The following is a 24,221-nucleotide window of genomic DNA, read 5'->3' as shown; positions in this document are numbered from 1 at the left end:
CCCTTAATCGGACTGAAGCTCCGTCTGGTGGATACCTGCCAGAAGCTTGACCAGCCAGTCCACGAAGACACGCACCTTGTTGCTCAGGTGCCGATTTGGCGGATAGACGATGTAGAGTGGAAGAAGCTCGATTTGCCAGTCGTTCAGCACCGGAACGAGGTCCCCGCGTGCCAACTCGTCGAGCACCATGAAACGGGGAACTTGCGCGACCCCATGGCCCACAAGCGCGGCCGTGACATAGCTGCGCGCATCGTTGACCGAAAAATGCGAGCGCCCCTCTATCTCGAGCGTCTCCCTTCCGCCCAGAAATGTGAAGGGAGAGATCTTTCCGTTCTGCGCCATGAAGTAGTGGACGCAATAATGATCTGATTGAAGCTCATCGGGCCGAGATGGAGCCCCGTAGCGTTCTAGATACGGTTTCGCAGCACAGGTGATCATCTCGATTTCCGCAACACGCCGCGCAATCAGCGACGGATCCCCCGGAGTACCGGCTCGCAAGGCGCAGTCGACGTTTTCCAAAAGATAATCGACTGTCCGATCTCCCACTCCGAGATCGACGCGAATATCCGGATAGGCTTTGTAGAAGTCGCAAAGGGCGGGGATAACGATCCCGTCCGCGAAGGCTCCCGACATTTCGACCCGCAAACGCCCCGTCGGGTTCGCCTGCGCGTGAGAAAGACTGCCGTCCAGTTCGTCAATTTCGGCGACGATCCGCACCGCGCGTTCATAGTAGAGCGCGCCATCGGTGGTCACGATCACACGCCTGGTCGTGCGGTTGAGCAACTTCGTCTGCAGATGCCCTTCAAGGTTCTGGATCAGATTGGTAACGGTCGCTCGCGGAATACCCAAGGTTTCCGAGGCGCGCGAAAAATTGCCGGTTTCCACCACGCGGAGGAAGGCGCGCATTGCCGAAAGTTGATCCATGAAGACGGGTCTCTCGATGCCGCATTGCGGTATTATTCGAAATTCCGAACAGTGTTACCAAAAATTTGCATCTTATTCCATGGGCTGAACAGCCATATTTACGCCATGACGATGACCGGAACATAGCTGGACGTTTCACGAAGCGCCCAGGAGCAAGGTGTGATGACAACAACGGTCCAGATCCGGGACATGACATTCGACAAGGTCGAGATCGGCCCGGTCGACGTGCGTGTTTTTCAAGGTGCGGACTACGAAAAGGCTCCTCCGGTCCTGATCTATTTTCACTCCGGCGCCTTTCTCGATGAAGACCGCATGGACAGTGACGTTGCGACCGTTCTTGCCCAAACGGGTGCGATCGTCGTGATCCCCGATTTCAACGCCCCGCTGGGGGGCGTTTTTCCGAAGCCGCTGGAAGTCGGGTTTTCGATTTTCAGTTACCTGGCAAAGAAGAGAGCGGGGCTTGGAGATCGCAAGTCCCTCCTCCTGGTCGCAGGCGCGGAATCGGGTGGCAATCTCGCGGCGGCAATTGCGCTCAAGGCGCGTGATTATCGGGCCGACGAATTGGACGGCCAGATCCTGCTGTCGCCGTTGCTCGACCCGTTCATGGGATCGAACTCCATTCGCAAAGCCGCCACTGTCGGCATGCGAGAACGGTGGTCCGACGGATGGAGCCACTACCTCAGCGGCGGCGTCTGCCATCCCTACGCGGCGCCCTGCACCTGTTCGCGTCTTGCCGGCATCGCACCAGCACTCGTCGTGTCATCGCAAGACGACCCGCTACGCGACGAAACGCTGAGCTATGCGCAGAAACTCAGGGACTCTGGCGTCGACGTTCAGGAGCATATCTTCCCGGCCGACGCGAGTTGGCCCTCCATCTACGGCGCGAGCTGCCCCATGGCAGCGAACTGGGAATCAGGCCTCGGCGACCAATTCGCGCGCTTCGTAAGGTCGCTCGCCATCCAGTGAATTTCGTTTTGAAATCAGACGATTGAGCCCGCCTGCGCGGAGCCTCAAGGAGACATAAAATGACATCAGGAAACTCACGCCGCGTCCTCACGGGCGCAGGCCTCGGGCTTGCCGTGTCTGCGGCGGCGGCCGTTTTTCTTCTGGAACGGCCGGTCACCCTTCCGGCTTCGGCTGCTGGCGAGCAGACAGCCACGCCGGCGATCCCCGTCACGGTCGCCGAGGTCCGGAGCCGGGCGATCACGGTCTGGCAGGAATTCTCCGGCCGCCTGGAAGCGATCGACCGCGTTCAGGTGCGTTCCCGCGTCGCCGGGGTCATCCAGTCCGTGGACTTCCGGGAAGGCTCGCTGGTGAAGGCCGACGATCTTCTGTTCACCATCGACCCCGCCCCCTATGAAGCGGCCGTCGCTGAACGCGAAGGCCAGGTTGCCTCGGCTCGGGCCCATCTGAGGCTTGCGAAGCTGGAACTGGATCGCGGCAACAAACTGATCGGCACACAGGCAATCTCGCAGAGCACGCTCGACCAGCGTCGCAATGCATATGCGGAAGCTCTGGCCAACCTGCAGACGGCCGAAGCAGCCCTCACCTCTGCCAAGCTGGAACTCGACTATACTCACATCAAGGCGCCTGTCGGGGGCCGTGTCGGCAGGATTGAAATCACCGCCGGGAACCTGGTATCCGCCGGCGCTTCCTCACCAGCACTGACGACACTGGTTTCCATCGACCCGATCTACGCGAGCTTCAACGTCAGCGAGGATGCCGTTGCAAAGGCCCTCCGGGACCTGCCGGCATCCGATGGAGCCCTTCCGCCGATCGAACAGATCCCGGTTGAAATCGGCACGTCCGCGGATGAAGGAACGCCGATCAAGGGAAAGCTTCAACTGATCGACAACCAGGTTGACGCCGCAAGTGGCACCATCGGCGTGCGCGCGGTCTTCGACAACCCGGACAGGCGCCTGATCCCGGGACAATTCGTGCGCATCCGCATGGGGGAACCCAATCCCTTGGAGAAGATCCTCGTCAGCGAACGGGCCGTCGGCACCGACCAGGACAAGAAGTTCGTCTATGTCGTCGATGGTGAAAACAAGGTGAGCTACCGCCCGGTCGAGCTCGGCCGGTCCGCGGAAGGCAAGCAGATCGTCGAGAGCGGTCTCAACTCCGGCGAGCGGATCGTGGTGAACGGGCTGCAGCGCATTCGCGATGGCGCAGTCGTCGATCCGCAACCGGAAGGCAAGGTCGCAGCCGCTCGGTAGTCAGGACATCCCTGGCGGCCCGACCGCGAACTCAAATTTCCATGACACGACCCGGCCGGCGGAGTTTCCGCCGGACAGGGTAGGTGTGTCCTGACATCAGCCCGGAAGAAAGCGCCCGGAAATGAACATCTCACGATTTTTCGTAGACCGCCCGGTCTTTGCCGGGGTGCTGTCGGTCCTCATCCTGGTGACGGGCCTGATAGGCCTGCGCTCCCTGCCGATTTCGGAATATCCGGAGGTCGTGCCCCCCTCCATCGTCGTACGCGCCACCTACCCCGGCGCCAACCCGACAGTCATTGCGCAAACCGTCGCGACGCCGCTGGAAGAACAGATCAACGGCGTCGAGGGCATGCTCTACATGTCCAGTCAGGCGACCTCGGACGGCGTCATGACCCTGACGGTCACCTTCGAGCTCGGCACGGATCCGGATCAGGCCCAGCAGCTCGTTCAGAACCGCGTTTCGCAAGCCGAACCGCGTCTTCCCGCCGAAGTTCGCAGCCTTGGCGTCACCACGGTGAAGAGCTCCCCCGACCTGATGATGGTCGTGAACCTGACCTCGCCGGATAACCGCTACGACATCACCTACCTTCGAAACTACGCCGTCCTCAACATCAAGGATCGCCTGGCGCGCATCAAGGGCGTCGGACAGGTTCAGGTGTTCGGATCCGGTGACTACTCCATGCGCGTGTGGGTCGACCCGCAAAAGGCGGCAGCGCACAACCTGGCCGCCGGCGACATCACCACAGCCATCCGCCAGCAGAATGTGCAGGCCGCGGCGGGGCTCATCGGCGCATCACCGAACCTCTCGGATGTCGACATGCAGCTCAGCGTGAATGCCCAGGGCAGGCTGCGGACCCCGGAAGAATTCGGAAACATCATCGTGAAGACCGGAGAAAACGGCCAGGTCACCCGACTGCGCGATGTAGCCCGGATCGAACTCGGCGCCGCGGACTATTCCCTGCGCTCTCTTCTCGACGGAAAGCCCGCTGTCGCCATCCCCGTGTTCCAGGCGCCGGGATCGAATGCCATCGCCATTTCCGATGCGGTTCTGACAACAATGGACGAGCTGCAGGACGTCATGCCGGAAGGCGTGAAGTACGAGATCGTCTACGACACCACCAAGTTCGTTCGCGCCTCGATCGAAAAGGTGGTGGACACGCTGCTCGAGGCCATTGCGCTCGTGGTCATCGTGGTCATCCTGTTCCTGCAGACGTGGCGGGCGTCGATCATCCCGCTCATCGCGGTTCCCGTTTCGATCATCGGCACGTTCGGCGTGATGTATGTCTTCGGCTTTTCTATCAACGCCCTCAGCCTGTTCGGCCTCGTTCTCGCAATCGGCATCGTGGTCGATGATGCCATCGTCGTCGTGGAGAACGTCGAGCGCAATATCGAGAACGGTCTCAATCCCCGGAACGCCACCTATCAGGCAATGAGAGAAGTGTCGGGGCCGATCATCGCGATCGCACTGGTGCTGGTTGCGGTATTCGTGCCCCTCGCCTTCATCTCCGGATTGTCCGGCCAGTTCTATCGTCAGTTCGCCCTGACCATTGCCATCTCGACGGTCATCTCAGCGGTCAATTCCCTTACGCTCTCTCCTGCCCTCGCCGCCCTGCTTCTGAAGGGACACGACGCGCCCAGGGATTTCCTGACCCGGGCCATGGACAGCGTGTTCGGATGGTTCTTTCGCGGCTTCAACCGCGCCTTCGGCAGCGGGTCCGATGCCTATGGCCGCGGTGTGGGAGGCCTCTTGTCTCGCAAGAGCCTCGTCATGACCGTGTATCTGGCCCTGGCGGGGGGCACCTATGTTCTGTTCACGACCGTGCCGGGCGGCTTCGTCCCCGCGCAGGACAAGCAATATCTGATCGGTTTCGCCCAGTTGCCGGATGGCGCGACGCTCGACCGCACGGAAGACGTCATCAAGCGCATGAGCGATATAGCTCTGGCGCAGCCGGGTGTGGAGCACGCGATCGCCTTCCCCGGATTGTCGATCAACGGGTTCACCAATTCCTCCAATGCCGGCATCGTCTTCGCCACGCTGACCGACTTCGAGGACCGCAGGACGCCGGCTCTCTCCGGCAATGCGATTGCGATGCAGCTGAACCAGAAGTTCGGCGCCATCCAGGACGCCTTTATCGCCATGTTCTCCCCTCCGCCTGTTCAGGGTCTGGGGACCACCGGCGGCTTCAAGCTGCAAATCGAGGATCGCGCCGGTCTCGGCTATCCTGCCCTCGACGCGGCGAAGACCGCATTCCTGACAAAAGCGTATCAGACGCCGGAACTGGCAGGCCTGTTCTCCAGCTTCCAGATCAGTGTTCCGCAGCTTTTCGCCGATCTTGATCGCACGAAGGCGGAGCAGCTCGGAGTTTCCGTAACAGATGTCTTCGAGACGCTGCAGATCTATCTCGGCTCGCTTTATGTAAACGACTTCAACGCCTTTGGCCGCACCTACAGCGTGCGGGTGCAAGCCGATGCGAAGTTCCGCGCGCGGCCGGAAGATATCGGGCGCCTGAAGGTCCGCTCCGCGAGCGGACAGATGATCCCTCTTGCCGCCCTTCTGAAGGTCGATAACACCACGGGGCCGGAACGCGCGACCCGGTACAACGGATTTCTCGCCGCCGATATCAACGGCGGTCCCGCGCCCGGCTTTTCCTCGGGGCAGGCTCAAGCTGCCGTCGAACATATCGCGGCCGAAACCCTTCCCAAGGGGATCAGCTTTGAATGGACCGACCTGACCTATCAGCAGATCCTTGCGGGCAGCTCCGGCATTCTCGTTTTCCCGCTGGCGTTGCTGCTGGTCTATCTGGTGCTTGCCGCCCAGTACGAGAGCCTGGCGTTACCCATCGCGATCATCATGATTGTTCCAATGGGCGTGCTTGCTGCGCTGGCCGGCGTCTGGTTGACAGCCGGCGACAACAACATCTTCACCCAGATCGGCCTGGTGGTGCTGGTGGGCCTGTCCGCGAAGAACGCGATCCTGATCGTGGAATTTGCGCGCGAGCTCGAATTCGCTGGCCGTAAGCCGGTAGAGGCTGCGATCGAGGCCAGTCGCCTGAGGCTTCGCCCGATCCTGATGACGTCTCTGGCGTTCATCATGGGCGTTGTGCCGCTTGTCTTCTCGACAGGGGCCGGTGCCGAGATGCGCGTCGCCATGGGCGTTGCCGTCTTTTCCGGCATGATCGGCGTCACTGTGTTCGGCATTTTCATGACCCCGGTCTTCTATGTCCTGATCCGTCGCCTTTCGGGAAATCGTCCGCTGGTCCAGCACGGCGATACGGACGTGTTCAAGGCAGCTTAAACAAGGGGGCCGTCCGATCACTCTCGATCGGCCGGCCTCTGCCCATTTGGGCTGTTCTCCACAATGAACCGAGGAGCCCCGCGTTTCCTGGGCTCGCTCGGGACCTGGCTGTCGCTGTCAATCGAGCCAGACAGGCGAAAGCACCCGCTCCATGCCGACTTGCGCTTCGGGTTGTGGATCCCCCAATGCGATACAAGACCGCTTGCTTGGCTGGGTTTTTGGCCCGTTAGAGCATATTCCGACCGGATTGAATCGATCCGGTCGGAATATCCTCCAGGCCCACGAAGCGGTATTGTCTTTTTGGTCTTATCCTTGCAGGAACGCAAAAAGCCCCCGCGGGAATATCCGTCGGGGGCTTTTGATTGATTTGGTTGCGGGGGCCTGATGGCACCGAGAGTGGAACAGTCCGAAGATACCGCGGAGCAGCGGGATTCAATTTTCGCGCTCCCGGAACGCTCACCTCCCTCGCATGTCCGCGCTTCTATATTGCTTGCAACAGTGACAAGAGCCGACCGCATGGCCTCTGCTCCAGCTTCCCCAACCGGGGATCTGCCAGCTTCCTCTTCCCGTCCTCAAAACCGGTAGAGGAAGCTCGCTCGTGCGGTGTGGTCCTGGGCGGCGGTACCGGGTTCGCCGTGATAGGTGAGCGCGAACCTGAGAGCATTTTCCGTCTCGAAGGAAAGGCCGACCTCGAACTGAAGTGGTCCCGGAAATCCGGGCAGGTTGCTAAGGTGTATCCCATTGATTTGAAGGGATATGAGAATGGCGAAACGCCGGAATTTTTCGGACGCGTTTAAAGCGAAGGTCGCGCTGGAGACTTTACACGGTGACAAGACGATCCAGGAGATCGCAGCCAAGTATCAGGTACATCCGAACCAGGTGAGCACGTGGAAACGTCAGGCTGTCGAAGGCATGGTGGATGTGTTTTCCCGTGGAGGCAAATCCGAGGGGCCGACGGAAGCGGAGGTCAAGGAATTGCACGCCAAGATCGGGAGGCTGACCGTCGAGAACGATTTTTTAGCGCAAGGGCTCAAGAAGTGAGCCCGACAAAGAAGAAGGCGATGATCCGCCGCGACCATCCGGATCTGAGCATCAGTCAGCAATGCAAATTGGTGAAGCTGAGCCGGTCGGCGTTCTACTACATGCCGGTCGGGGGCAGCAGGGCAACGCTGGAGTTGATGAAGACCATCGACCGGGCCTTCACCAAATATCCGTTCTTCGGAAGCCGGCAGATCGCTGCCTATCTGCGCCGCGACGGTATCGTGGTTGGCCGCCATCAGGTTCGCCGTCTGATCGCGAAGATGGGACTGGAAGCGATCTACAAACGGCCGAGAACCAGCCAACCGCATCCGCAGCACAAGGTTTATCCCTATCTGCTGCGGGGAATGACGATCAGCCGGCCGAACCAGGTCTGGTGTTCGGACATCACCTTTATCCCCGTGAGGCACGGTTTTCTGTATCTGGTTGCGATTATGGATTGGGCGATACGGAAAGTCCTGAGCTGGCGGCTGTCGAATACGATGCACGCAGACTTCTGCGTCGAAGCCTTGAACGAGGCCATCGCCCGGTTCGAACCGCCTGAAATCATGAATACCGATCAGGGGTCACAGTTCACCGGATCTGCCTGGCCACCCACGCTGACCGAAGCCGGGATACGCGTCTCGATGGACGGGCGCGGCCGGTGCATGGACAACATCTTCATCGAACGGCTGTGGCGATCCTTGAAGCAGGAAGCGGTTTATCTGGAAGACCTGACAGATGGCTTCAAGGCACATTGCGTTATCCGGGACTGGATGATCTTCTACAACACCCAGCGGCCTCATTCAGCCCTTGAGCACAAAACTCCGAGGGAGGCATACCGGGCTGACAGAGACCTGAAATTGGCGACATAAAACCAACCCGGATACACCTTAAATCAGCCGCTCATCCGTCCGGAAAACTGGGACCACTTCATCACTTCGAGATCGGTCAGGTCGCCTCCTGGCGCGGTTACCGGCCAGCTTCCGAATGCGATCAACGCGATGAGCCAGATAGCACTCGATTTCATCGCAACTCCTTGCCGAAAGTGACTCTCGTCAATCGTTGCACACGGCACTCCCGTTGCCACTTGACAACGCACGCACCACAACCGGCGAGGAACGCAGCGAGTAATGTGCATCAACCCATACTCGAACCAAGCGTTAAGTTATGTCTGCATCCGTCCAGCGGAACGCGCACGCACGCGCTGGTACACTGAAGAGGTTCCCCGTCCATGACCGCGAACCAGTCACCTGAACCACGTCGGATCGAATTGTCTATGCGGATGTTGTAGTGAGTCGTGCCCACACGCACTGTGGCTTCAAATCCCGGCCAGGCCGACGGGATACACGGGTCGACGATGAGGAAGTTCCCGTCGCGCCGGATGCCCAGAATGCCATCTATGCCAGAACGGTACATCCAGGCGGCGGAGCCGGTGTACCAGGTCCATCCGCCCCGACCGACATGTGGCGCAACGGAATAGACGTCGGCGGCAACGACATAGGGTTCGACCTTGTAGCGCTCGATATCCGCAGGCGTGAGCGCGTGGTTGATCGGATTGAGTAACGAGAACAGATCGTGCGCCTTCTCGCCCGCACCCGATTTCGCAAAGGCCAAGATCGCCCACATCGCCGCATGGCTGTACTGGCCTCCATTCTCGCGCAGGCCCGGCGGATAACCCTTGATGTAGCCGGGGTCATGCGGCGTCTTGTCGAAGGGTGGCGTGAACAGAAGCGCCATGCTGTCGTCACGGCGGATAAGATGCTTCTCCAGCGATGCCATTGCCGTTGCCGCCCGAGCCGGATCGGCGGCGCCCGACAGGACGGCCCAGGACTGGGCGATGGAGTCGATCCGGCATTCTTCGCTATCCTTCGAACCGAGCCAGGTTCCATCGTCGAAGGTCGCTCTGCGATACCATTCACCGTCCCATGCATGCTTCTCGAGCGCCTCACGGACGGAGGCTGCGTGAGCACGCCAGCGTTCGGCGCGCGATGGGCTGCGGCCTTCCGCTAGGGGGGCGAACAGCTCGATGGTGCGCACGAGCAGCCAGCCGAGCCAGACGCTTTCGCCCTTGCCGTCCTCGCCGACGCGGTTCATGCCGTCGTTCCAGTCGCCGGTGCCGATGAGCGGCAGGCCGAGCTTACCGGTGAGTTCCAGGCACTGGTCGAGGCCGCGGGCACAGTGCTCGAACATGGAAGCGGAGTCGGCCGCCTGCGTAGGATGGAAGAAGGCGTCGTGCTCGCCGGCGCCAAGCGGTGGGCCGTCGAGGAACGGGACGATCTCATCCAGGATAGCGACATCACCCGAAGTATTCACGTAGGTCGCCGCCGCAAATGCCAGCCAGACGCGGTCGTCGGAAATCCGTGTGCGGACGCCTTGTCCAGATTGCGGCAGCCACCAATGCTGGACATCGCCTTCGACGAACTGCCGGCCGGCAGCACGCAGGAGATGGGTCCGCGCCTCTTCGGGCCTTGCCAGCATCAGGGCCATGCCGTCCTGAAGCTGGTCGCGGAAGCCGTAGGCCCCACTCGCCTGGTAGAAGGCTGAGCGCGCCCAGATGCGGCAGGCGAGCGTCTGGTAGAGGAGCCAGCCATTGAGCATGATATCCATCGCGCGATCTGGCGTCTTGACCTGGACCGTCTGCAAAAGGTCAGTCCAGTGGTCCGTGACCTCTCGCAGAACCGCATCGAGATCTGCAACGCGATAACGCGCAAGGAGCGCCCGGACCTCATCCTCCGAGTCGCACTGCCCGAAAAACGAGACGATTTCAACCGTCTCGCCCGCGCCGATCTCGATAGTCTGCTGCAAGGCCGCGCAAGGATCTAGGCCGGCGCCGGTAGTCCCGGAGAGCGACATTCGACCGGTGAGCGCGCGAGGCATTGATGGGGAGCCATAGCGGCCAAGGAATTCGGCCCGGTCGGCCGTCCACGCGGTCTGCCGCCCGCTAAGATCGGCAAAGGCGACACGGCCGGAGGAATTGATGCTCCAGGGATTGCGCGCCAGCATCGCGCCGGTACCTTCATCGATCTGCGTCACCAGGAAGGGCGCCGTGGCGCCACGTGAGGTGCCGAGCACCAGCTCTGCATAGCTCGTGACAGACAGGTGGCGGCGGCGGCTGGAAAGGTTGCGAAGGGTCAGTCGCGATATCTTGATTGGATCAAAAAGAGGCACGTATTGCAGGAGATCGAGCGCGATGCCGTTCGCCTCATGCTCGAAACGGCTGTAGCCGAAACCGTGGCGCGAGACATAGGTGCCGCGGCCGCGGATGGGCTGCGCGGTCGGGCTCCATAGATCAAGGCTTTCCTCGTCGCGGATGTAGATCGTCTCGCCGCTCGGATCGACCACGGGATCGTTCGACCATGACGTGAGCTGGTTCTCGCGGCTGTTTACTGCCCAGGTGTAGCTACTTCCTTCCGCTGAAACCTGTAAGCCGAAACCGGGATTGGCGATCACGTTGATCCATGGCGCGGGCGTGACGGCGCCACCGCTGAGGATCGTCACATATTCCCGTCCATCCTTGTCGAAACCGCCAAGGCCATTAAAGAACTCGAGCGTCGGCGTGTGCGGCGCAGACGGCTCGGAGTTCTGCCGCACGGGCTTTTGCAAGAGAGTGACTGAGGTGTCATTGACGGATAGGATCGGCAAACGATCGAGTTGTTCGGCTATCGATCCAAGGCGTGCCGAGCATATGACACGGGCAATAGAACGAAGCCGGTCACGCGCCTCGGCGCTCATCAGATCAGCGCGAAGGGCAAAGACGGAGCCTTGCGCCAGCTCCAACCCGAAGCGCGGCCGTGACTGGCTGCTGCGCACGGCGGTCTCGATCGCAATCTGCAGGTCCTGCGTATAGGAGGATGCCCGCTCATTGATGATCACCAGGTCGACCGCAAGGCTTTTCATCCGCCAATATTCATGGGCGCGCAGCAACTGGCGGACCTGGGCCATGTCTTGGGGATCGTCTATGCTCAGCAAGACGATCGGCAAGTCGCCGGAGATGGCGAGATGCCAGAGGCTCGATTGCGGACCGGCGCCGCGGACAATATTTTCGGACGACGCCCGGTAGCGGGGGTCAGCATAGAGGATGGGGGCAGCCAGGCGCTGAAAGTCGGCGGCCTCTCCGGCATCGACGTCGAGGTGTCGGAGCTGGACCTGTCCTTGGGTCCACGCCAGTGTCCTGGCGCGTTCGAACGCGCTGCGGTCGTGGTGCTTGTCGATCATGTCCATGAGCTCGGCGCGCGACGATGCGACGATGGTCCAGTAGGCGACACGCGCAACCTTTCCGGGCGCGATCCTCACGCGCTGGCGCAGCGAGAAAATGGGGTCGAGTACCGTCCCAACAGTATTTGAGAGCGAGCCTCCTTCCGCAATTGCGGCCGCGGTGCCTATCGAGCGGCCACGCTCGATGAACTTGGCGCGATCGGTCTCATACTGTGGATCGGAGACGATCTCGCCTTCGACGAAGGCAAGATGGGCAGCCCATACCTGCGGCTCGGCGTGCGAGCGCAGGCGGCGTGTTGCGATGAGCGCGCCGAACTCGGCGAGATGCTCGGTCTGCACGAACATTTTTGAAAACGCCGGATGCGCCCTGTCGGCGGCCGGCGGCGCCAGGACGATTTCGGCATAGGAGGTGACCTCGATCTCACGCGGCCTCCGTCCCCTATTGCTCAAGGACAGGCGGCGAACCTCGCAATCGTCTTCGCCGGAGACCAAGACGTCCATGGTCGTGGTCAGGTTGCCGTCCCGGCGGATGAACTGGGCGCGATCTTCATCGAAGATGACTTCGCGATTTTCGGCGTCGGTGCCGAGAGGCTGGGAGCCCGCGGACCAGAAATCTCCGCTCTGGACATCGCGCAGGAAGATGAAGGAGCCCCAGTCGTCGCGGGTGGAGTCCTCGCGCCAGCGCGTGACGGCGATGTCGCGCCAACGACTATATCCCGCTCCGGCGGCCGTTAGCATAACCGCATAGCGGCCGTTCGATAGCAACTGGGTGACTGGAGGGCCTGACATGGTAGCGGTAAGGCGGCGCGAGGTGGGAATTTCCGTATCCGCAGTAGCCGGGGAAACCTTTACCTCTTCGGCCTTCAGATGGTCGGTCACGACGTTGCGGGGCATGCGTTCCTGCAGCAGGAGCTCGCACGCCTGGATCATCGGCTCGCGGTGAAAACGGGCGCGCATCTCGCCGTCGTGCAGCGTGTTGGCGATAGCGACGATGGTCATGCCCTGGTGATGCGCCATCGAGGTGCGGACGACTGCGACATTCTCGTTGTCGGGGAGCCGGGAGCGGCTGAAGTCGAGCGCTTCGAAGAAGCCGTAGCGGCCGCTGGCGCCCATTCGCGCGAGGCGGGCGTAGTTTTCGCACGCGCCTTGGGGGTCGACCATTGTTGCGAGCCCCGTCGCGTAGGGCGCGATCACCGCATTTTCCGAGAGACCGCGCTTCAGCCCGAGATTCGGAACGCCGAAATTCGAGTACTGATAGGTGAGCTCCATATCGCGCGCATTATAGGCGGATTCGGATATTCCCCAGGGGATGCCGAGCGAGCGTGCGTAAGCCTGTTGGCGCTCCACCACGAGACGGTTTGTCTGTTCGAGCAGGCTACCTGCGGGCGCGCGCATGACGAGCGACGGCATCAGATATTCGAACATGGAACCTGACCATGAGATCAGGGCAGATGCATTGCCGAGCGGTGTTGCCGACCGTCCCAGGCGGAACCAGTGCCGTGTCTCGACGTCTCCCTTGGCGATGGCGAAGAGGCTCGCAAGCCTAGCCTCGGAGGCAAGCAGATCGTAGCAGCTCGGGTCGAGGCTGTCCTCGGCTAGCGAATAGCCGATCGACAACAGCTTACGCTCGGGATCGAGAAGGAAGGCGAAGTCCATCGCCAGCGCCATCTCGCGCGCAGCGGCAGCAAGCGCCTGCAATCGGCTTTTCAGGATAGGGTCAGCCGGCCGGTCACGTGCATGTTCTACCACGGTCGTCTTCAACGCCTCGATCCAGAAGACGAGATCGGAGGCGCTGTCGTCGATATCCGTCGGAACCATGTCGCGCGCCGTAGCGGCGGCTTTGTCGGCTAGGCGCGTCAGCACGGGAGAAATCGCGTCGAGCGTCTGCGGACCGTTCAATAGGGCTTCGATGTCATCAAGCATCGGGGAGAGTTGGACTTCGCGGTGGTTCCCGCTGAGCGCATCCAGCGCCTGACGGGCCAGTTGGAGATTGTCCGTCATGCCGAGCCGGGCATTCGGCGCGGCGCTCTCATCCACCCACGCCTCGCACGCATTGGCGAGCACGATCAGATGTCCGGCGAGATTGCCGCTATCGACCGACGAGATATAAGCGGGTTCGAGGACACGCAGGTCCTGCGTCGAATACCAATTGAAGAAGTGGCCATTGTGCCGTGCGAGCTTTCGCATGGTTTCCAACGTGGCTTCCAGCCGCTCCACGGTTTCGACCGTACCCGCCCAGCCGAAGTCGCGGGCGGCAACCGCGGAGATGAGATAGAGACCGATATTGGTGGGTGACGTTCTGTGCGCGACGACGGGCTTCGGATCCTCCTGGAAATTGTCCGGGGGCAGCATGTTCTCCTCGGGCGTCAAGAAGGTCTCGAAGAAGCGCCACGTGCGGCGCGCGATCAGGCGCAGTTCGGTCGCATCCGGATCGGAAACCGCAAGGCGCGGTCCGGCCTTGGGCGACCGGCTCACCCACAAGGCGAACACCGGAGCGGCCAGCCACAACACGGCGAAGGGCAGTACGAGCGGCCAGAACGAAGGCGAAAGGGCAATGGCACCTAAGGCCAAGACAAGCCCGAGCAGCGTGCCGGATGCCATGCGGCGATAGAAACCGGCGAAGGTCAGACGCGGGCTTCCCTTCGACTGTGCGGCCGTTGTCCATTCCAAGAGATGCCGGCGGGTCCAGGTGAGGCGCACCAGTGTCCTGACAACGGCATCGGCCATTCGCCACGCATTGTCGGGCAGGAAAACTATGGAAAGAATACTCTGGAAAGCTGCCAGCCGCAGGTCCGCGGCGAGTGCCGCGAAATGATTGCGCATCCGAATTCCGGCGCGACGCGGCACGAGGGAGAAGAGGATCGGCAGGAATGACGGGATGGCGACGGCGGCAATGAGAAGAGCAGTCCCCGTTATCGCTGCCGGCAGCGGCATCAGCCATGTGAGTGCGAGCGCCAGGAGCGTGAACGGCGCTAGTAGCGACCGCCTCAGGTTGTCCAGCATCTTCCCGCGACCGACGGAGGGAAGCCTGGGGCGCTCTCTTCGCAGTCCCGCCACCCAGGGAAGAAGCTGCCAGTCGCCACGCGTCCAGCGATGCTGGCGTTTGGCTGCGACGTCGTATCGAGACGGAAATTCTTCGATCACCTCGACATCGGAAGCAAGCCCCGCGCGCGCGAACACGCCCTCAAAGAGATCGTGGCTGAGCATGGTGTTCTCTGGCACACGGCCAGCCAGCGAAGCATCGAAGGCGTCAACATCGTAAATGCCTTTGCCGGTATAGGTGCCTTCGCCGAAGAGATCTTGGTACACGTCAGAGGCGGCAGCCGCGTAGGGATCGATGCCGCCGGGGGCAGAGAAAACGCGCTGGTAGAAAGATCCTTCGCGGCCGACGGGAAGTGAGGGCGTAACGCGCGGCTGGAGAATGCCATAGCCGTCTACAACGCGTTGCTCGGCATCGCTGAAGCGCGGGCGATTGAGCGGATGCGCCATTTTGCCGATCAGCCGGTGCGCGGCGTCGCGCGGCAGCCGCGTGTCGGCGTCCAACGTGATGACGTAGCGCACATTGGTCGGCACCTGCGGCGGCTTCCCGCCTATGAGCATGAAGGTGGTGTCATTGGCGCCGCGCAGAAGCCGGTTGAGTTCGTGCAGCTTTCCGCGCTTGCGCTCCCACCCCATCCATTGGCCTTCGCCCGGGTTGAAGACGCGGCGTCGATGCAGGAGGAGGAACCGGTCTCCGCTTGGGGCGGGTTCATGACGTCGGTTCAGTCCGGCGATCGCCTCGGCGGCTACGCCGAGCAGACGGGCATCCTCCTCCGTGACCTCCTGATCGGCATCCACTCCATCGGTGAGGAGCGCGAAGACGAGGTCGCCGCCGACGCCGGAAAGGTGGTGAACCTCGAGCCGTTCCGCCTGCTCCAGGAGGTCGGCTTCACTGGTAAGAAGCGTCGGCACCGCGACGAGGGTCCGCATGGATTCCGGCACGCCCTGCTTTAGCGAGAGACCAGGCAGGATCGTCGCGCCGAAACTCCAGGTCGTCGCGCGGTTGACGATGGCCGTCGCCACTTCAGTGGCGGGGAAAAATCCGACAAGAGCAAACAGGACGAGCCAGAAGGCGGCGAGACCGAAAGTCGAAAGAGCCCAGAGCGCAAGCGCCAGCAACACCGCGGTGACAAGCAGGATCGAGCCGATATAGCCGCCGATGCCGAGCCGTGTATTGAGGCGGCTTATCCGCAGCCGCAGCGGCGGCCGAAAACGGATCGCCTGCTCAAGGGCGGGCCTGCCCTGGGCGATCAGATGGTAGCCAGGGTCGCAGGCGCGCTCTGCACTGGCTGCATTGTTCGCCTCAGCTGCGGCTTGGCGTGTAGCATCGAGCGCGTGGTCCACGATCTCGATTTCCGAAAACGTTGAGCCGCGGGCCAATTGCTCGATCGCGTTCCTGTAAAGGTCGCGGGTCGGGAAATCCATGGCGGCAAAGGCGCTTCGCACCCGCAGCCGCTCGTCGACCAGGCTCACGCTCTCGAAAAGCTCGGCCCAGTCAATATCGGAAATCAGCCGCATACTGGTGATGACATTGCGCACGGTGACATTGGATGCGCCCTGCCTCTGCTGAGCATGCTGAACCACGACTTCGACCGACACGCCTTGCAGCGCAAGACGTTCCTCCAGCCATCCAAGCGCGGGCATCATTGCCGGATCCTGGTTCCTCAGCAATTTGGCCAGATGCGCGGCGAAGTCTTCCGACAACGGCTCCGGTGAGCGGGCGGCAATATCGGTTTCGAGCGCGGATTTGTGGCTGCCTGACAAGAGAAGCCGCTCGGCGAACGCCGTTGCGTCCGCGCGCGCCGCGCGGCCCACGGTCATCTGATCGGCCAACCGGCGCAAATTCTCGACAAGGACGATGCGCAGGGTGATTGCCACGGCCCAGAGCTCGCCGATCGTCAGGGGCTGAACCCGCTGATACGCCACGAGGAACCGGCGCAGCTTCTCCCTGTCGAAGAGGCTGTCGGTGTGGGCGACAAAGGCCCAGGCAAGTCCGAGGACCCGGGGATAGCCTGCAAACGGTCCTCCGCTCAGTTTCGGCAGCTGGCGATAATAACCGGGAGGCAAGTCGTCCCTGATCTCGCGGATCTGCTCCTCGACCAGATGATAATTGTCCAAAAGCCATTCCGCAGCGGGAACCACATTTCTGCCGCTCTCCAGTTCAGCCGCACTCGCCCGATAGGCGGCGAGCAGAACGGCCGCATTGCTATCGAGCCTCTTGTGCAGGGACAGGACGGCTGGTGGCCGGTCGGTTACCGGTTGCGCGGCGGCGAGGCTTTCCGCATGCTGATCGAGCCGCTCCGCGCTGAAAAGCTCCTCCCTCACGGGCGCTCCATCGTTCCATGGCGGCAATGGAGAACGATGCCAGTGTAGGCAAGGGATCGATTTCAAGAGAGTGCCTTTCCAGCCCGAGCGTGAGTGGCGCCGAATGGGCTGATTTGTCGGAGATGCGACTCCTGCAGGGTTTCGGGCGGGGAGCGGAACCCGCGTCTACGTGAGTTGGCGGAGGATCAGGACAGCCGAGATTTGCACCGTCAGCTGTGCCACTCCGACGGTGACGGCAGGCCCCCGGCAACGTCGACGTGTGCGCCGCCGCTGGCCTCCGGTAGATGTCTTTCTGAGAAGCGAACGCTCAGAAGCCGCCCGTCGTCCGTCAGGAGATGAAGATCTTCGCGACCAAATAGCTGTCGCAGCGTGTCGGCAGACATCCGGATCTCGCCGCTGCCGATCACTTCCACCGGCTTTCTCAGGAAACCGTCAAAATCGTAGTCTATGTGGGAAAATGTCTTGCCGGCATATTTCAGGACGCCGGCACCATGAATTCGACCAAGATACTGCATGAATGACTATTCCTTGTGAGGACGGCTCGCGAGCGCATCCGCGTCCAGAGCCGCCGCGAGTTCCTCCGGATCCACTTCGACGACCTGATATCGGTCGCTTTGAACGGAAATCGCTGGAATGTGCAGCATCGTGGCCGTACGCCGGTAGGCAAGAAAGGAAAGACCGGAAATCTCCTCTTCGTCGACCACCAGTCGATAGGTCCCCGCGGGCTGCCGAGCGTCAAAGGCGCTCAACATGAAGGACCGCTCGAACGTGATCTCTGTATCGGTGGTGCGAACGGTCATGGCAGCATCCAGTTTTTCTTTCATCTTCCCATGGAGTGATCCGGAGAGCCCCGGCTTATCGGAAATCCGCCGCCGTCAGCACATATATGGTCCTGCGAGCACTCCCGTAGATTTTGCGCGCGACATCGTGGATCGTGGCGCGCGCCGCATCGAATGCGGCAAGATAATCCGCTTCGCCTGCGGTTGCGGTTGCGGTTGCGGTTGCGGTTGCGGCAGAGAGCGCATCAGTCTCGACAAAGAACGGCACCTCGAACATGCCATCATGGCCGATGAAGCGAACGCGCTGCCCGGCTTCGTCATAGCTGCGGCTTCTATTGGGAAAAGCAAGCGTCATATGAATGCATATCTCCATGTATTGGGAGCGTGACACCAATTCCTCTTTCGGGTTGGCGGCACTCCTGACGGGGCGTGTGGTCGACAGCACCGCCCTCTTTCTCCCAGACGCTGATTCCAGCATTTTGGGTTGAACCGAATGCACGACCGACGATGACGGGTACGCAATAAAGAGCATTCTCCTGATCGTCCAAGATCGCGATGAAATCAGGGTCCTGCGGCAGATCGAGCGAGAGCAGCAACGATCTGGCCAGCTTGATGGCGTCGGCCGTGTCAGCCACGCTGCGGCTGACACGGCCGACCCTTGCACGAGCGGTATCGTCCGCGCGGACTCTATAGAATTCGATGATCGCCTTCATTTCGGCACCCGCCTGCGGATTGTAACCCGCTCACATTCGGCTCTTCGTCTTGTCGCGCGGCATACTGCTGTTGCCCGCCTGCGTGACCCGAGAGCCGAGTGGCACCTCCACTTTTGCAGGGGCCTTTTCCTGTTTCGGTTTTCTTATTTCACGGTTGCTGCGTTTCTGCCCTTTAGCCATTGTCAGGCTCCTTCTCTTCGGGTGCAGCATCGCCCGCGGCGGACGGCACTGGTAGCTCATCGAGGCTGTCTTCCGTCGTCACCCGCTCGTGACGTTCATCGTCGTTACGAATGCGATACTGAGGTGAATTATCCTCTCTCGCTGGCAGGATCGCTGTTATGCGGTAGGTTTCTGCCGTTGAGGGCGAAAGGCCGAACCTGTTGTTCATGCGGACGGCTTGTCCAATGGTGAAACGGCGGGCGGGCATGCTCTTCATCTGCTCTGCTCCTTTAGCCGCATGGCTGTGAAGCATGTGTGCAGCACAGCCTTTTGCGGGACGCGGCGCGTCGGTCAGGCGGCAAGCGCTTCAGCACGGCCTTCGGCCGCACGACGGCTGGCGGACGTGTCGCCTGGCATCGTAGCCCAACCGCCCGCCTCGACGAATTGCCGCTTTCTATAAGCCTATATCGGAATCATTCGTGTCATCAGCCGGCTGGGACGATCGAGCTTCCCACACCTATGGATGTGTCATTGCCTTCGACGCGTCGAATCACGACGTAACCAGGAAGGAGCCGGATTTTTCATAGGCTGTTCTTTCGGCGGCCGGGTGTATGGGCCACACCTTTATATAGGCTCTTTGGAAGTCAAATAACAGGAGTTCCAAAAACTATTCATTCAACAAGATTGTTCTTATGAGGGTCCAGCGATATCGGTAATAAAGGTTTTTGGCCGCGGCCTTGTTCCGGCGGCGGACATACCTATATTAACATAGATCGATCTTGTTTGATGAACTTGGTTATGCGCCAAAGGCGCTCTGGCGATTTTCCCTGTCAAATTCGACCGTGACCGCTCGCCGCGTCATGCGCGGCTGGCACAATCGTAACATGCGATTGAAAGGAAATCGTCATGACCATCGGAACCGTAAAGTTCTTCAATGCCACAAAAGGCTTTGGCTTCATCCAGCCCGAGGATGGCGCATCGGATGTGTTTGTCCATATCTCGGCCGTTGAGCGCGCCGGTCTGCACACCATCATGGAAGGCCAGAAGCTCAGCTTCGACGTCGTCCAGGACAACCGCTCTGGCAAGTCCGCCGCGGACAATCTGCAAGCGGCGTGAATTTCATCTTCGACCTGTGACCACGGATGTACTGGCACCGATCGTCGATATGAGGAGGCCGGGCTTCAGCCCGGCCTTTTTGCATTCAACCCAATCGGAAGGAGGCCGATGACATGGCCGAAACCACTACCAAAGACAGTCTTTTCCGGACCGTTAGGCCGGATCCGCAGACCAAGGCCGATCTCACGGACAGCGCGGCCCGGGCAATCATGAAGGCGGAAGCCGATAGTCGCGAAGCCAAGACTCAAAGGCTGCGCCAGGCCCGCCTGGAGATGGAGGAGCAGAGCCCTGTGCCCGCGCCGTCCAAGAGCACCACGAAGAAAGCGAAGAAATTCGTTTCCAATAGTGCAGCTGAGCATCAGGTCAAAGGCGCAATATCGGTGCCTGATTGTAACGCGCGTTCCGCTTGGGCGCAGATGTAGGCTTGGAAATTAGTGGAAAGTAATGTTTCTAGTGGCGCTGCCTTTGAGGCCAGCGACCGCTCCTGGACAAAGGTCCTGGCGCGGTATCGGCAACCCAACCCCGTCCGCAGCACGGTCGAGATAGCCATAACGGCGCTGCCCTTTGCCGCCTTATGGACATTGTGTGCGGTAGCGGCGGTGAACGCCTACTGGTGGGGCCTCTTGCTGACGATCCCAGCGGCCGGCTTTCTGGTCCGCCTTTTCATCTTGCAACATGATTGTGGTCACGGCACTCTGTTCTCGCGGCGCGGCATCAATGACTGGACAGGTCGCGTCATCGGTGTCTTTACGCTCACGCCCTACGATTACTGGCGCCGCACCCATGCCGTCCACCATGCAACGGCAGGCAACCTCGACAAGCGGGGGATCGGCGATGTCAGTACGCTCACAGTCAGAGAATATCGCGCGCTGTCCTGGTGGGGCCGCCTGCGCTATCGGCTCTATCGCCATCCCCTTGTGATGTTCGGTCTCGGCCCCGCTTGGCTGTTTGTCTGTCAGTATCGATTGCCATTCGGCCTCATGCGCGCCGGCATACAGCCCTGGACGTCGACAATCGCCACCAACCTTGCCGTCGCCTTGCCCGTTACCGGCCTGATGTGGCTTATGGGGATCGGTCCCTTTCTCATGGTTCAGGTACCAATCACCCTGATCGCAGCGACTGCCGGCGTCTGGCTTTTCTATGTTCAGCATCAATTCGAAGAAACGCACTGGTCCGAGGGCAACGATTGGAACCTCCACCACGCCGCGCTGCACGGCAGTTCACACTACGATCTTCCTTTTCCTCTGCGCTGGATTACTGGAAACATTGGCATCCACCATGTACATCACTTGTCGGCCAAGGTGCCGTTTTATCGCCTGCCGGAGGTGTTGCGAGATCATCCTGACCTGCGCGACGTGGGCCGCATCACCCTTTTGCAGAGCCTACGCTGCGTGAAACTAGTATTGTGGGACGAAAACGGCAAACGTCTCGTGTCGTTTCGAGAGATACGGGCAGCTTGAGCAATGAACGCGACATGATATTGCGTCTGCCCTATTTCGACTCCCGTGGACAGTGTGACTTCAATGCGCTGATGGTGGCTGGTACCTTTGACCCTTTGCGGCCAACAGTCTCCCACCGCAGCACGCGGCAACCCAACCTCCTTGGATTGTTCCGCCAGGCCGCGGGGAATGAATATCCGGGACATGACCGATCGGAGCAGCACGGACTTACCGCATGAGATAACCGACCGCGTGACGAAGCCCTTCGCGCGATTTCTGAAGATTGAGGCAGCAGCAGGAGGACTGCTGCTCCTGGCGGTCAATCGCCTTGCTCTTGGCAAACTCACCTTTGTCAGCGCAGTTTCTCGCGTTTTGGGAGGCGCCGATCGGCCTTCATTTCGGTGCGCTGGATTTCAGTCGTTCACTGCGGCACTGGATCAACGACGGGTTGATGACGTTCTTCTTCTTCGTGATTTCCCTGGAACTCAAACGAGAGATTGTCCTCGGTGAATTGCGAAATGTACGAACAGCGGCACTTCCTTTCGCAGCCGCCATAGGTGGTATGCCCGCTCCGGTGGCCATCTACCTGGCATTAATGGGCGGCCAACCGGGAATGCATGGATGGGGAAGCGTCATGGCCACCGACACGGCGTTTGTGATCGGGGGCCTCGCGCTGCTCGGCTCTCGTATCCCACCGGCTCTGTGCTTGTTTCTGTTGTCTCTGGCGATTTTCGACGACGTCGGGGCGATACTTGTGGTGGCTGTCGGCTACGGTGATTATTCCCGCAGAGGCTATCCCGTCCTTGTACGGTAATCGGCGGCATTCGGATGCATCGTAAGCAATGTCAGCTTTTCGAATTGCACAATGCAGCTACGATGTCCGATTTTGGTGAAAAGCTACCATTGTCCCGGGCGAAAACCGCGGAGACGGTCAAGCGTTCTCGTTTTCGGAGGAGCCACCATCACCCAGGTCGCGCAGAAAGTCGGGTCGACGGCAGCCAGAAACGCTCCAAACCTGATTTGAATCTATCGATTCAAGGAAATAGCGTGTCGTAGAGGATCGTATAATAGAGTGGTCTAGCGTTGCAGGGCCACGACGAAGAGAAGCGCACTGAGGCGGCGGATATCATCAGGACGCTGGTGGAGGACATCATGCTGACGCCGGTGGACGGCAAGGTCGCGATCTACGTGCGGGGCGATCTCGCTGGAATTCTTACGCTTTCGGTCCAAACGACAAAACCCGCCGCTGATGCGACGGGTTTGTTGGTATCGGTGGTTGCGGGGGCCAGCAACCATCTCAAATTGCTATTTCGTGCAGCAGCATAACCCACTGATTAAAATCGAATATTTATATTTTGGAGAAATAATGTGCCGGAGAATCTCCGAACGCCCGCCGAAACATTGCGATGAAGTTGCTGGGCGTTGCGTAGCCGAGAGCGTCGGATACGACAGCCACAGGATCGCCGCGTGCGAGCATTTCGAGCGCATGCGTCAGCTTCGCCTGCTGTCGCCACTGCGCAAAGCTCAATCCTGTCTCGGCCAGCACGAGGCGGCGTAGCGTCCGCGGCGAGACAGCCCCCCAAGCAGCCCACTCCTCTGCTGTACGGTCATCTTCCGGCCGATCGAGGATGGCCTTGGCGATACGCAGCAACCGCGGATCGGTCGGCATGGGAAGGTGCAGCGGCTCATGCGGCGCGCGGCGGATTTCATCCAATAATACTGCCGCGACCCGTTCCTGTTCCGGTTCGAGCCGCTCCTGCGCCGTCCATGATACTGCGCGTCGAACTAGAGCAAGCATCAGATCGCCTATTGCGATCACGCATGGCTCGCCGGGGAGATCGCCGCTCACCGCCGGAGCCGTCAAGACACTCCAGCCGCTCATCGCTCCGCTGATGCTGACCTTATGAGGCACGTCAGGCGGCATCCATCCAGCACGATGGGGCGGAAGCAGCCACGAACCGTGTGACGTGCGGACATGGATCAGCCCGCTCTCAACGCAGAAGACCTGTCCCCGTTTGTGACTGTGCCAATCATATTCGCGGGTCCCGAGCTGAAAATCAGGAGACGGCCCATCACTGCCCCACAACGCTACCACAGGGGGGCCATCGAGACGGTCGGTGATGTCAATTTCCGTTATGGACGCCTCGGATACCACCATTGGCCACTCTGCATTATATTTTGTCCATATACCGTTACCCTTCCTAGCTCTCTTTGTCCAATGATCCTGTCGTGAAAGCCGCAATTTCTCGACACGGAGCAGAACATGGCCATTGCGATTGCCCGGGCTCTCATCCGCAACGGAACACGTGGCCGCTTCTTCAATGTCGTCGACTTGGTCAATCGTCTGGAAACAGAGACCCGCAATGGCAAGCAGGGCCGCACGGCGGATTACCTCAATCGTCTTGACTTCATCGTCCTCGACGAACTTGGGTACCTGCCGTTCGCCCAGGCCGGGGGCCAGCTCCTGTTCCATCTGATCAGCAGGCTTTATGAACGCACCTCGATCATCGTCACGACCAACCTGGCCTTCGGTGAATGGCCGACAGTGTTCGGAGATGCCAAAATGACGACAGCGCTCCTCGACCGGCTAACCCATCACTGCGAGATCGTTGAGACCGGAAACGAGTCCTGGCGGTTCAAAAACCGTTCTCAAAGCTAAAGCCGAAGAACGACATCACCCGCACTTGGCCTACCCTCTGCAACCCCGGCCAGCGCCGGGCAGGCCAAGTGCTGATCCGTGTCATAGAGGGGGTCAAAATTGGACGCCGATAAGGGGTCAATATTCAATGCCGTTTGACAATCCTCAATTGGACAGAACGTCAAGCCATTGGAAATGCTGCAAAAACAACAAAACCCGCAGCAGATGCTACGGGTTTGTCGTTATCAGTGGTTGCGGGGGCAGGATTTGAACCTGCGACCTTCAGGTTATGAGCCTGACGAGCTACCGGGCTGCTCCACCCCGCGGTAATTTTGCATCCCGG

18 protein-coding genes, 1 tRNA gene and 2 pseudogenes are annotated in these 24,221 nt (G+C 60.5%); 10 read left to right on the top strand and 11 right to left on the bottom strand.

The features are described 5' to 3' along the window. Nucleotides 1-3: 3 nt before the first annotated feature. Complete coding sequence (locus C8N35_RS16660) at nt 4-924, bottom strand: LysR family transcriptional regulator (protein ID WP_107990854.1); 921 nt, start codon at nt 922-924, stop codon at nt 4-6. 162 nt (nt 925-1,086) lie between these two features. Here C8N35_RS16660 and C8N35_RS16655 point away from each other — a divergent pair, with 162 nt between their 5' ends. The 4 genes from C8N35_RS16655 to C8N35_RS16640 all read left to right on the top strand — a co-directional run bounded on the left by C8N35_RS16655 (nt 1,087) and on the right by C8N35_RS16640 (nt 8,327). Then, nucleotides 1,087-1,890: an alpha/beta hydrolase fold domain-containing protein gene (locus C8N35_RS16655; RefSeq protein WP_107990853.1), complete on the top strand. Its 804-nt coding sequence runs from the start codon at nt 1,087-1,089 to the stop codon at nt 1,888-1,890. 59 nt (nt 1,891-1,949) lie between these two features. Then, entirely contained in the window at nt 1,950-3,140 is a 1,191-nt protein-coding gene (locus tag C8N35_RS16650) for an efflux RND transporter periplasmic adaptor subunit (RefSeq protein WP_107990852.1), read from the top strand. Nucleotides 3,141-3,261: 121 nt separating this feature from the next. Next, the gene (locus tag C8N35_RS16645) at nt 3,262-6,435 is read left to right on the top strand and encodes an efflux RND transporter permease subunit (protein ID WP_107990851.1); all 3,174 of its coding nucleotides are present in this window, start codon (nt 3,262-3,264) and stop codon (nt 6,433-6,435) included. A gap of 756 nt (nt 6,436-7,191) precedes the next feature. Beyond that, nucleotides 7,192-8,327 (top strand): IS3 family transposase gene (locus tag C8N35_RS16640; protein WP_428977118.1). Its coding sequence is split into 2 segments (ribosomal slippage): nt 7,192-7,471 and nt 7,471-8,327, totalling 1,137 coding nucleotides; the frame shifts between segments, so codons are not numbered across the junction. A gap of 23 nt (nt 8,328-8,350) precedes the next feature. Here C8N35_RS16640 and C8N35_RS24385 read toward each other — a convergent pair. From C8N35_RS24385 to C8N35_RS16610, 8 genes are all read right to left on the bottom strand, one after another. Then, nucleotides 8,351-8,482 carry a hypothetical protein gene (locus C8N35_RS24385; RefSeq protein WP_281261780.1) on the bottom strand — a complete coding sequence of 44 codons (132 nt, stop codon included), beginning with the start codon at nt 8,480-8,482 and terminating at the stop codon, nt 8,351-8,353. A gap of 110 nt (nt 8,483-8,592) precedes the next feature. Continuing rightward, entirely contained in the window at nt 8,593-17,034 is an 8,442-nt protein-coding gene (locus C8N35_RS16635; protein WP_342753513.1) for a GH36-type glycosyl hydrolase domain-containing protein, read from the bottom strand. A 209-nt stretch (nt 17,035-17,243) separates the two neighbouring features. After that, nucleotides 17,244-17,549 carry a hypothetical protein gene (locus tag C8N35_RS16630; protein WP_107990849.1) on the bottom strand — a complete coding sequence of 102 codons (306 nt, stop codon included), beginning with the start codon at nt 17,547-17,549 and terminating at the stop codon, nt 17,244-17,246. Between the two features lie 6 nt (nt 17,550-17,555). Next, on the bottom strand, nt 17,556-17,834 hold the full coding sequence (locus tag C8N35_RS16625) for a hypothetical protein (protein WP_107991011.1): 279 nt from the start codon (nt 17,832-17,834) through the stop codon (nt 17,556-17,558). A 55-nt stretch (nt 17,835-17,889) separates the two neighbouring features. Beyond that, nucleotides 17,890-18,168 (bottom strand): DUF1488 family protein, encoded by a 279-nt coding sequence (locus C8N35_RS16620; protein ID WP_107990848.1) that lies wholly within the window; start codon nt 18,166-18,168, stop codon nt 17,890-17,892. Beyond that, entirely contained in the window at nt 18,146-18,526 is a 381-nt protein-coding gene (locus C8N35_RS24040; RefSeq protein ID WP_210203567.1) for a hypothetical protein, read from the bottom strand. The genes C8N35_RS16620 and C8N35_RS24040 overlap by 23 nt, the downstream gene beginning before the upstream one ends. A gap of 30 nt (nt 18,527-18,556) precedes the next feature. After that, nucleotides 18,557-18,706, bottom strand: a complete 150-nt coding sequence (locus tag C8N35_RS23900) for a hypothetical protein (protein WP_170122137.1) — start codon at nt 18,704-18,706, stop codon at nt 18,557-18,559. Continuing rightward, nucleotides 18,699-18,962: a hypothetical protein gene (locus C8N35_RS16610; RefSeq protein WP_342753512.1), complete on the bottom strand. Its 264-nt coding sequence runs from the start codon at nt 18,960-18,962 to the stop codon at nt 18,699-18,701. The genes C8N35_RS23900 and C8N35_RS16610 overlap by 8 nt, the downstream gene beginning before the upstream one ends. Nucleotides 18,963-19,591: 629 nt before the next feature. Between C8N35_RS16610 and C8N35_RS16605 the strand changes: the two genes are divergently transcribed. The 5 genes and pseudogenes from C8N35_RS16605 to C8N35_RS16585 all read left to right on the top strand — a co-directional run bounded on the left by C8N35_RS16605 (nt 19,592) and on the right by C8N35_RS16585 (nt 22,566). Further along, nucleotides 19,592-19,801, top strand: coding sequence for a cold-shock protein (locus C8N35_RS16605; RefSeq protein ID WP_107990847.1), 210 nt, complete (start codon nt 19,592-19,594; stop codon nt 19,799-19,801). A gap of 113 nt (nt 19,802-19,914) precedes the next feature. After that, nucleotides 19,915-20,223 carry a hypothetical protein gene (locus tag C8N35_RS24035; RefSeq protein ID WP_210203566.1) on the top strand — a complete coding sequence of 103 codons (309 nt, stop codon included), beginning with the start codon at nt 19,915-19,917 and terminating at the stop codon, nt 20,221-20,223. A 12-nt stretch (nt 20,224-20,235) separates the two neighbouring features. Then, nucleotides 20,236-21,261 carry a fatty acid desaturase gene (locus C8N35_RS16595; protein ID WP_107990846.1) on the top strand — a complete coding sequence of 342 codons (1,026 nt, stop codon included), beginning with the start codon at nt 20,236-20,238 and terminating at the stop codon, nt 21,259-21,261. 183 nt (nt 21,262-21,444) lie between these two features. After that, nucleotides 21,445-22,018: pseudogene (locus tag C8N35_RS16590) on the top strand (Na+/H+ antiporter NhaA); the annotation flags it as partial. A 305-nt stretch (nt 22,019-22,323) separates the two neighbouring features. After that, nucleotides 22,324-22,566: a hypothetical protein gene (locus C8N35_RS16585; RefSeq protein ID WP_107990845.1), complete on the top strand. Its 243-nt coding sequence runs from the start codon at nt 22,324-22,326 to the stop codon at nt 22,564-22,566. Nucleotides 22,567-22,588: 22 nt separating this feature from the next. Here the strand turns inward: C8N35_RS16585 and C8N35_RS16580 are convergent, their stop codons facing one another. Further along, the gene (locus C8N35_RS16580) at nt 22,589-23,398 is read right to left on the bottom strand and encodes an AraC family transcriptional regulator (RefSeq protein WP_107990844.1); all 810 of its coding nucleotides are present in this window, start codon (nt 23,396-23,398) and stop codon (nt 22,589-22,591) included. Nucleotides 23,399-23,500: 102 nt separating this feature from the next. Between C8N35_RS16580 and C8N35_RS16575 the strand changes: the two are divergent. Further along, nucleotides 23,501-23,899: pseudogene (locus tag C8N35_RS16575) on the top strand (ATP-binding protein); the annotation flags it as partial. Nucleotides 23,900-24,127: 228 nt separating this feature from the next. Here the strand turns inward: C8N35_RS16575 and C8N35_RS16565 are convergent. Further along, nucleotides 24,128-24,204: transfer RNA gene (locus tag C8N35_RS16565), tRNA-Met, on the bottom strand. Nucleotides 24,205-24,221: the final 17 nt, after the last annotated feature.

Origin of the sequence: Breoghania corrubedonensis, from assembly GCF_003053845.1 — a bacterium.
Classification (GTDB): domain Bacteria; phylum Pseudomonadota; class Alphaproteobacteria; order Rhizobiales; family Stappiaceae; genus Breoghania; species Breoghania corrubedonensis.
This window is presented reverse-complemented; position numbering and strand designations above follow the sequence as displayed.

Coding starts and splice junctions, on each gene's coding strand:
- C8N35_RS16660 (WP_107990854.1), bottom strand. CDS start 924: ATGGATCAACTTTCGGCAATGCGCGCCTTCCTCCGCGTGGTGGAAACC.
- C8N35_RS16655 (WP_107990853.1), top strand. CDS start 1,087: ATGACAACAACGGTCCAGATCCGGGACATGACATTCGACAAGGTCGAG.
- C8N35_RS16650 (WP_107990852.1), top strand. CDS start 1,950: ATGACATCAGGAAACTCACGCCGCGTCCTCACGGGCGCAGGCCTCGGG.
- C8N35_RS16645 (WP_107990851.1), top strand. CDS start 3,262: ATGAACATCTCACGATTTTTCGTAGACCGCCCGGTCTTTGCCGGGGTG.
- C8N35_RS24385 (WP_281261780.1), bottom strand. CDS start 8,482: ATGAAATCGAGTGCTATCTGGCTCATCGCGTTGATCGCATTCGGAAGC.
- C8N35_RS16630 (WP_107990849.1), bottom strand. CDS start 17,549: ATGCAGTATCTTGGTCGAATTCATGGTGCCGGCGTCCTGAAATATGCC.
- C8N35_RS16625 (WP_107991011.1), bottom strand. CDS start 17,834: ATGACCGTTCGCACCACCGATACAGAGATCACGTTCGAGCGGTCCTTC.
- C8N35_RS16620 (WP_107990848.1), bottom strand. CDS start 18,168: ATGACGCTTGCTTTTCCCAATAGAAGCCGCAGCTATGACGAAGCCGGG.
- C8N35_RS24040 (WP_210203567.1), bottom strand. CDS start 18,526: ATGAAGGCGATCATCGAATTCTATAGAGTCCGCGCGGACGATACCGCT.
- C8N35_RS23900 (WP_170122137.1), bottom strand. CDS start 18,706: ATGGCTAAAGGGCAGAAACGCAGCAACCGTGAAATAAGAAAACCGAAA.
- C8N35_RS16610 (WP_342753512.1), bottom strand. CDS start 18,962: ATGAAGAGCATGCCCGCCCGCCGTTTCACCATTGGACAAGCCGTCCGC.
- C8N35_RS16605 (WP_107990847.1), top strand. CDS start 19,592: ATGACCATCGGAACCGTAAAGTTCTTCAATGCCACAAAAGGCTTTGGC.
- C8N35_RS24035 (WP_210203566.1), top strand. CDS start 19,915: ATGGCCGAAACCACTACCAAAGACAGTCTTTTCCGGACCGTTAGGCCG.
- C8N35_RS16580 (WP_107990844.1), bottom strand. CDS start 23,398: ATGGTGGTATCCGAGGCGTCCATAACGGAAATTGACATCACCGACCGT.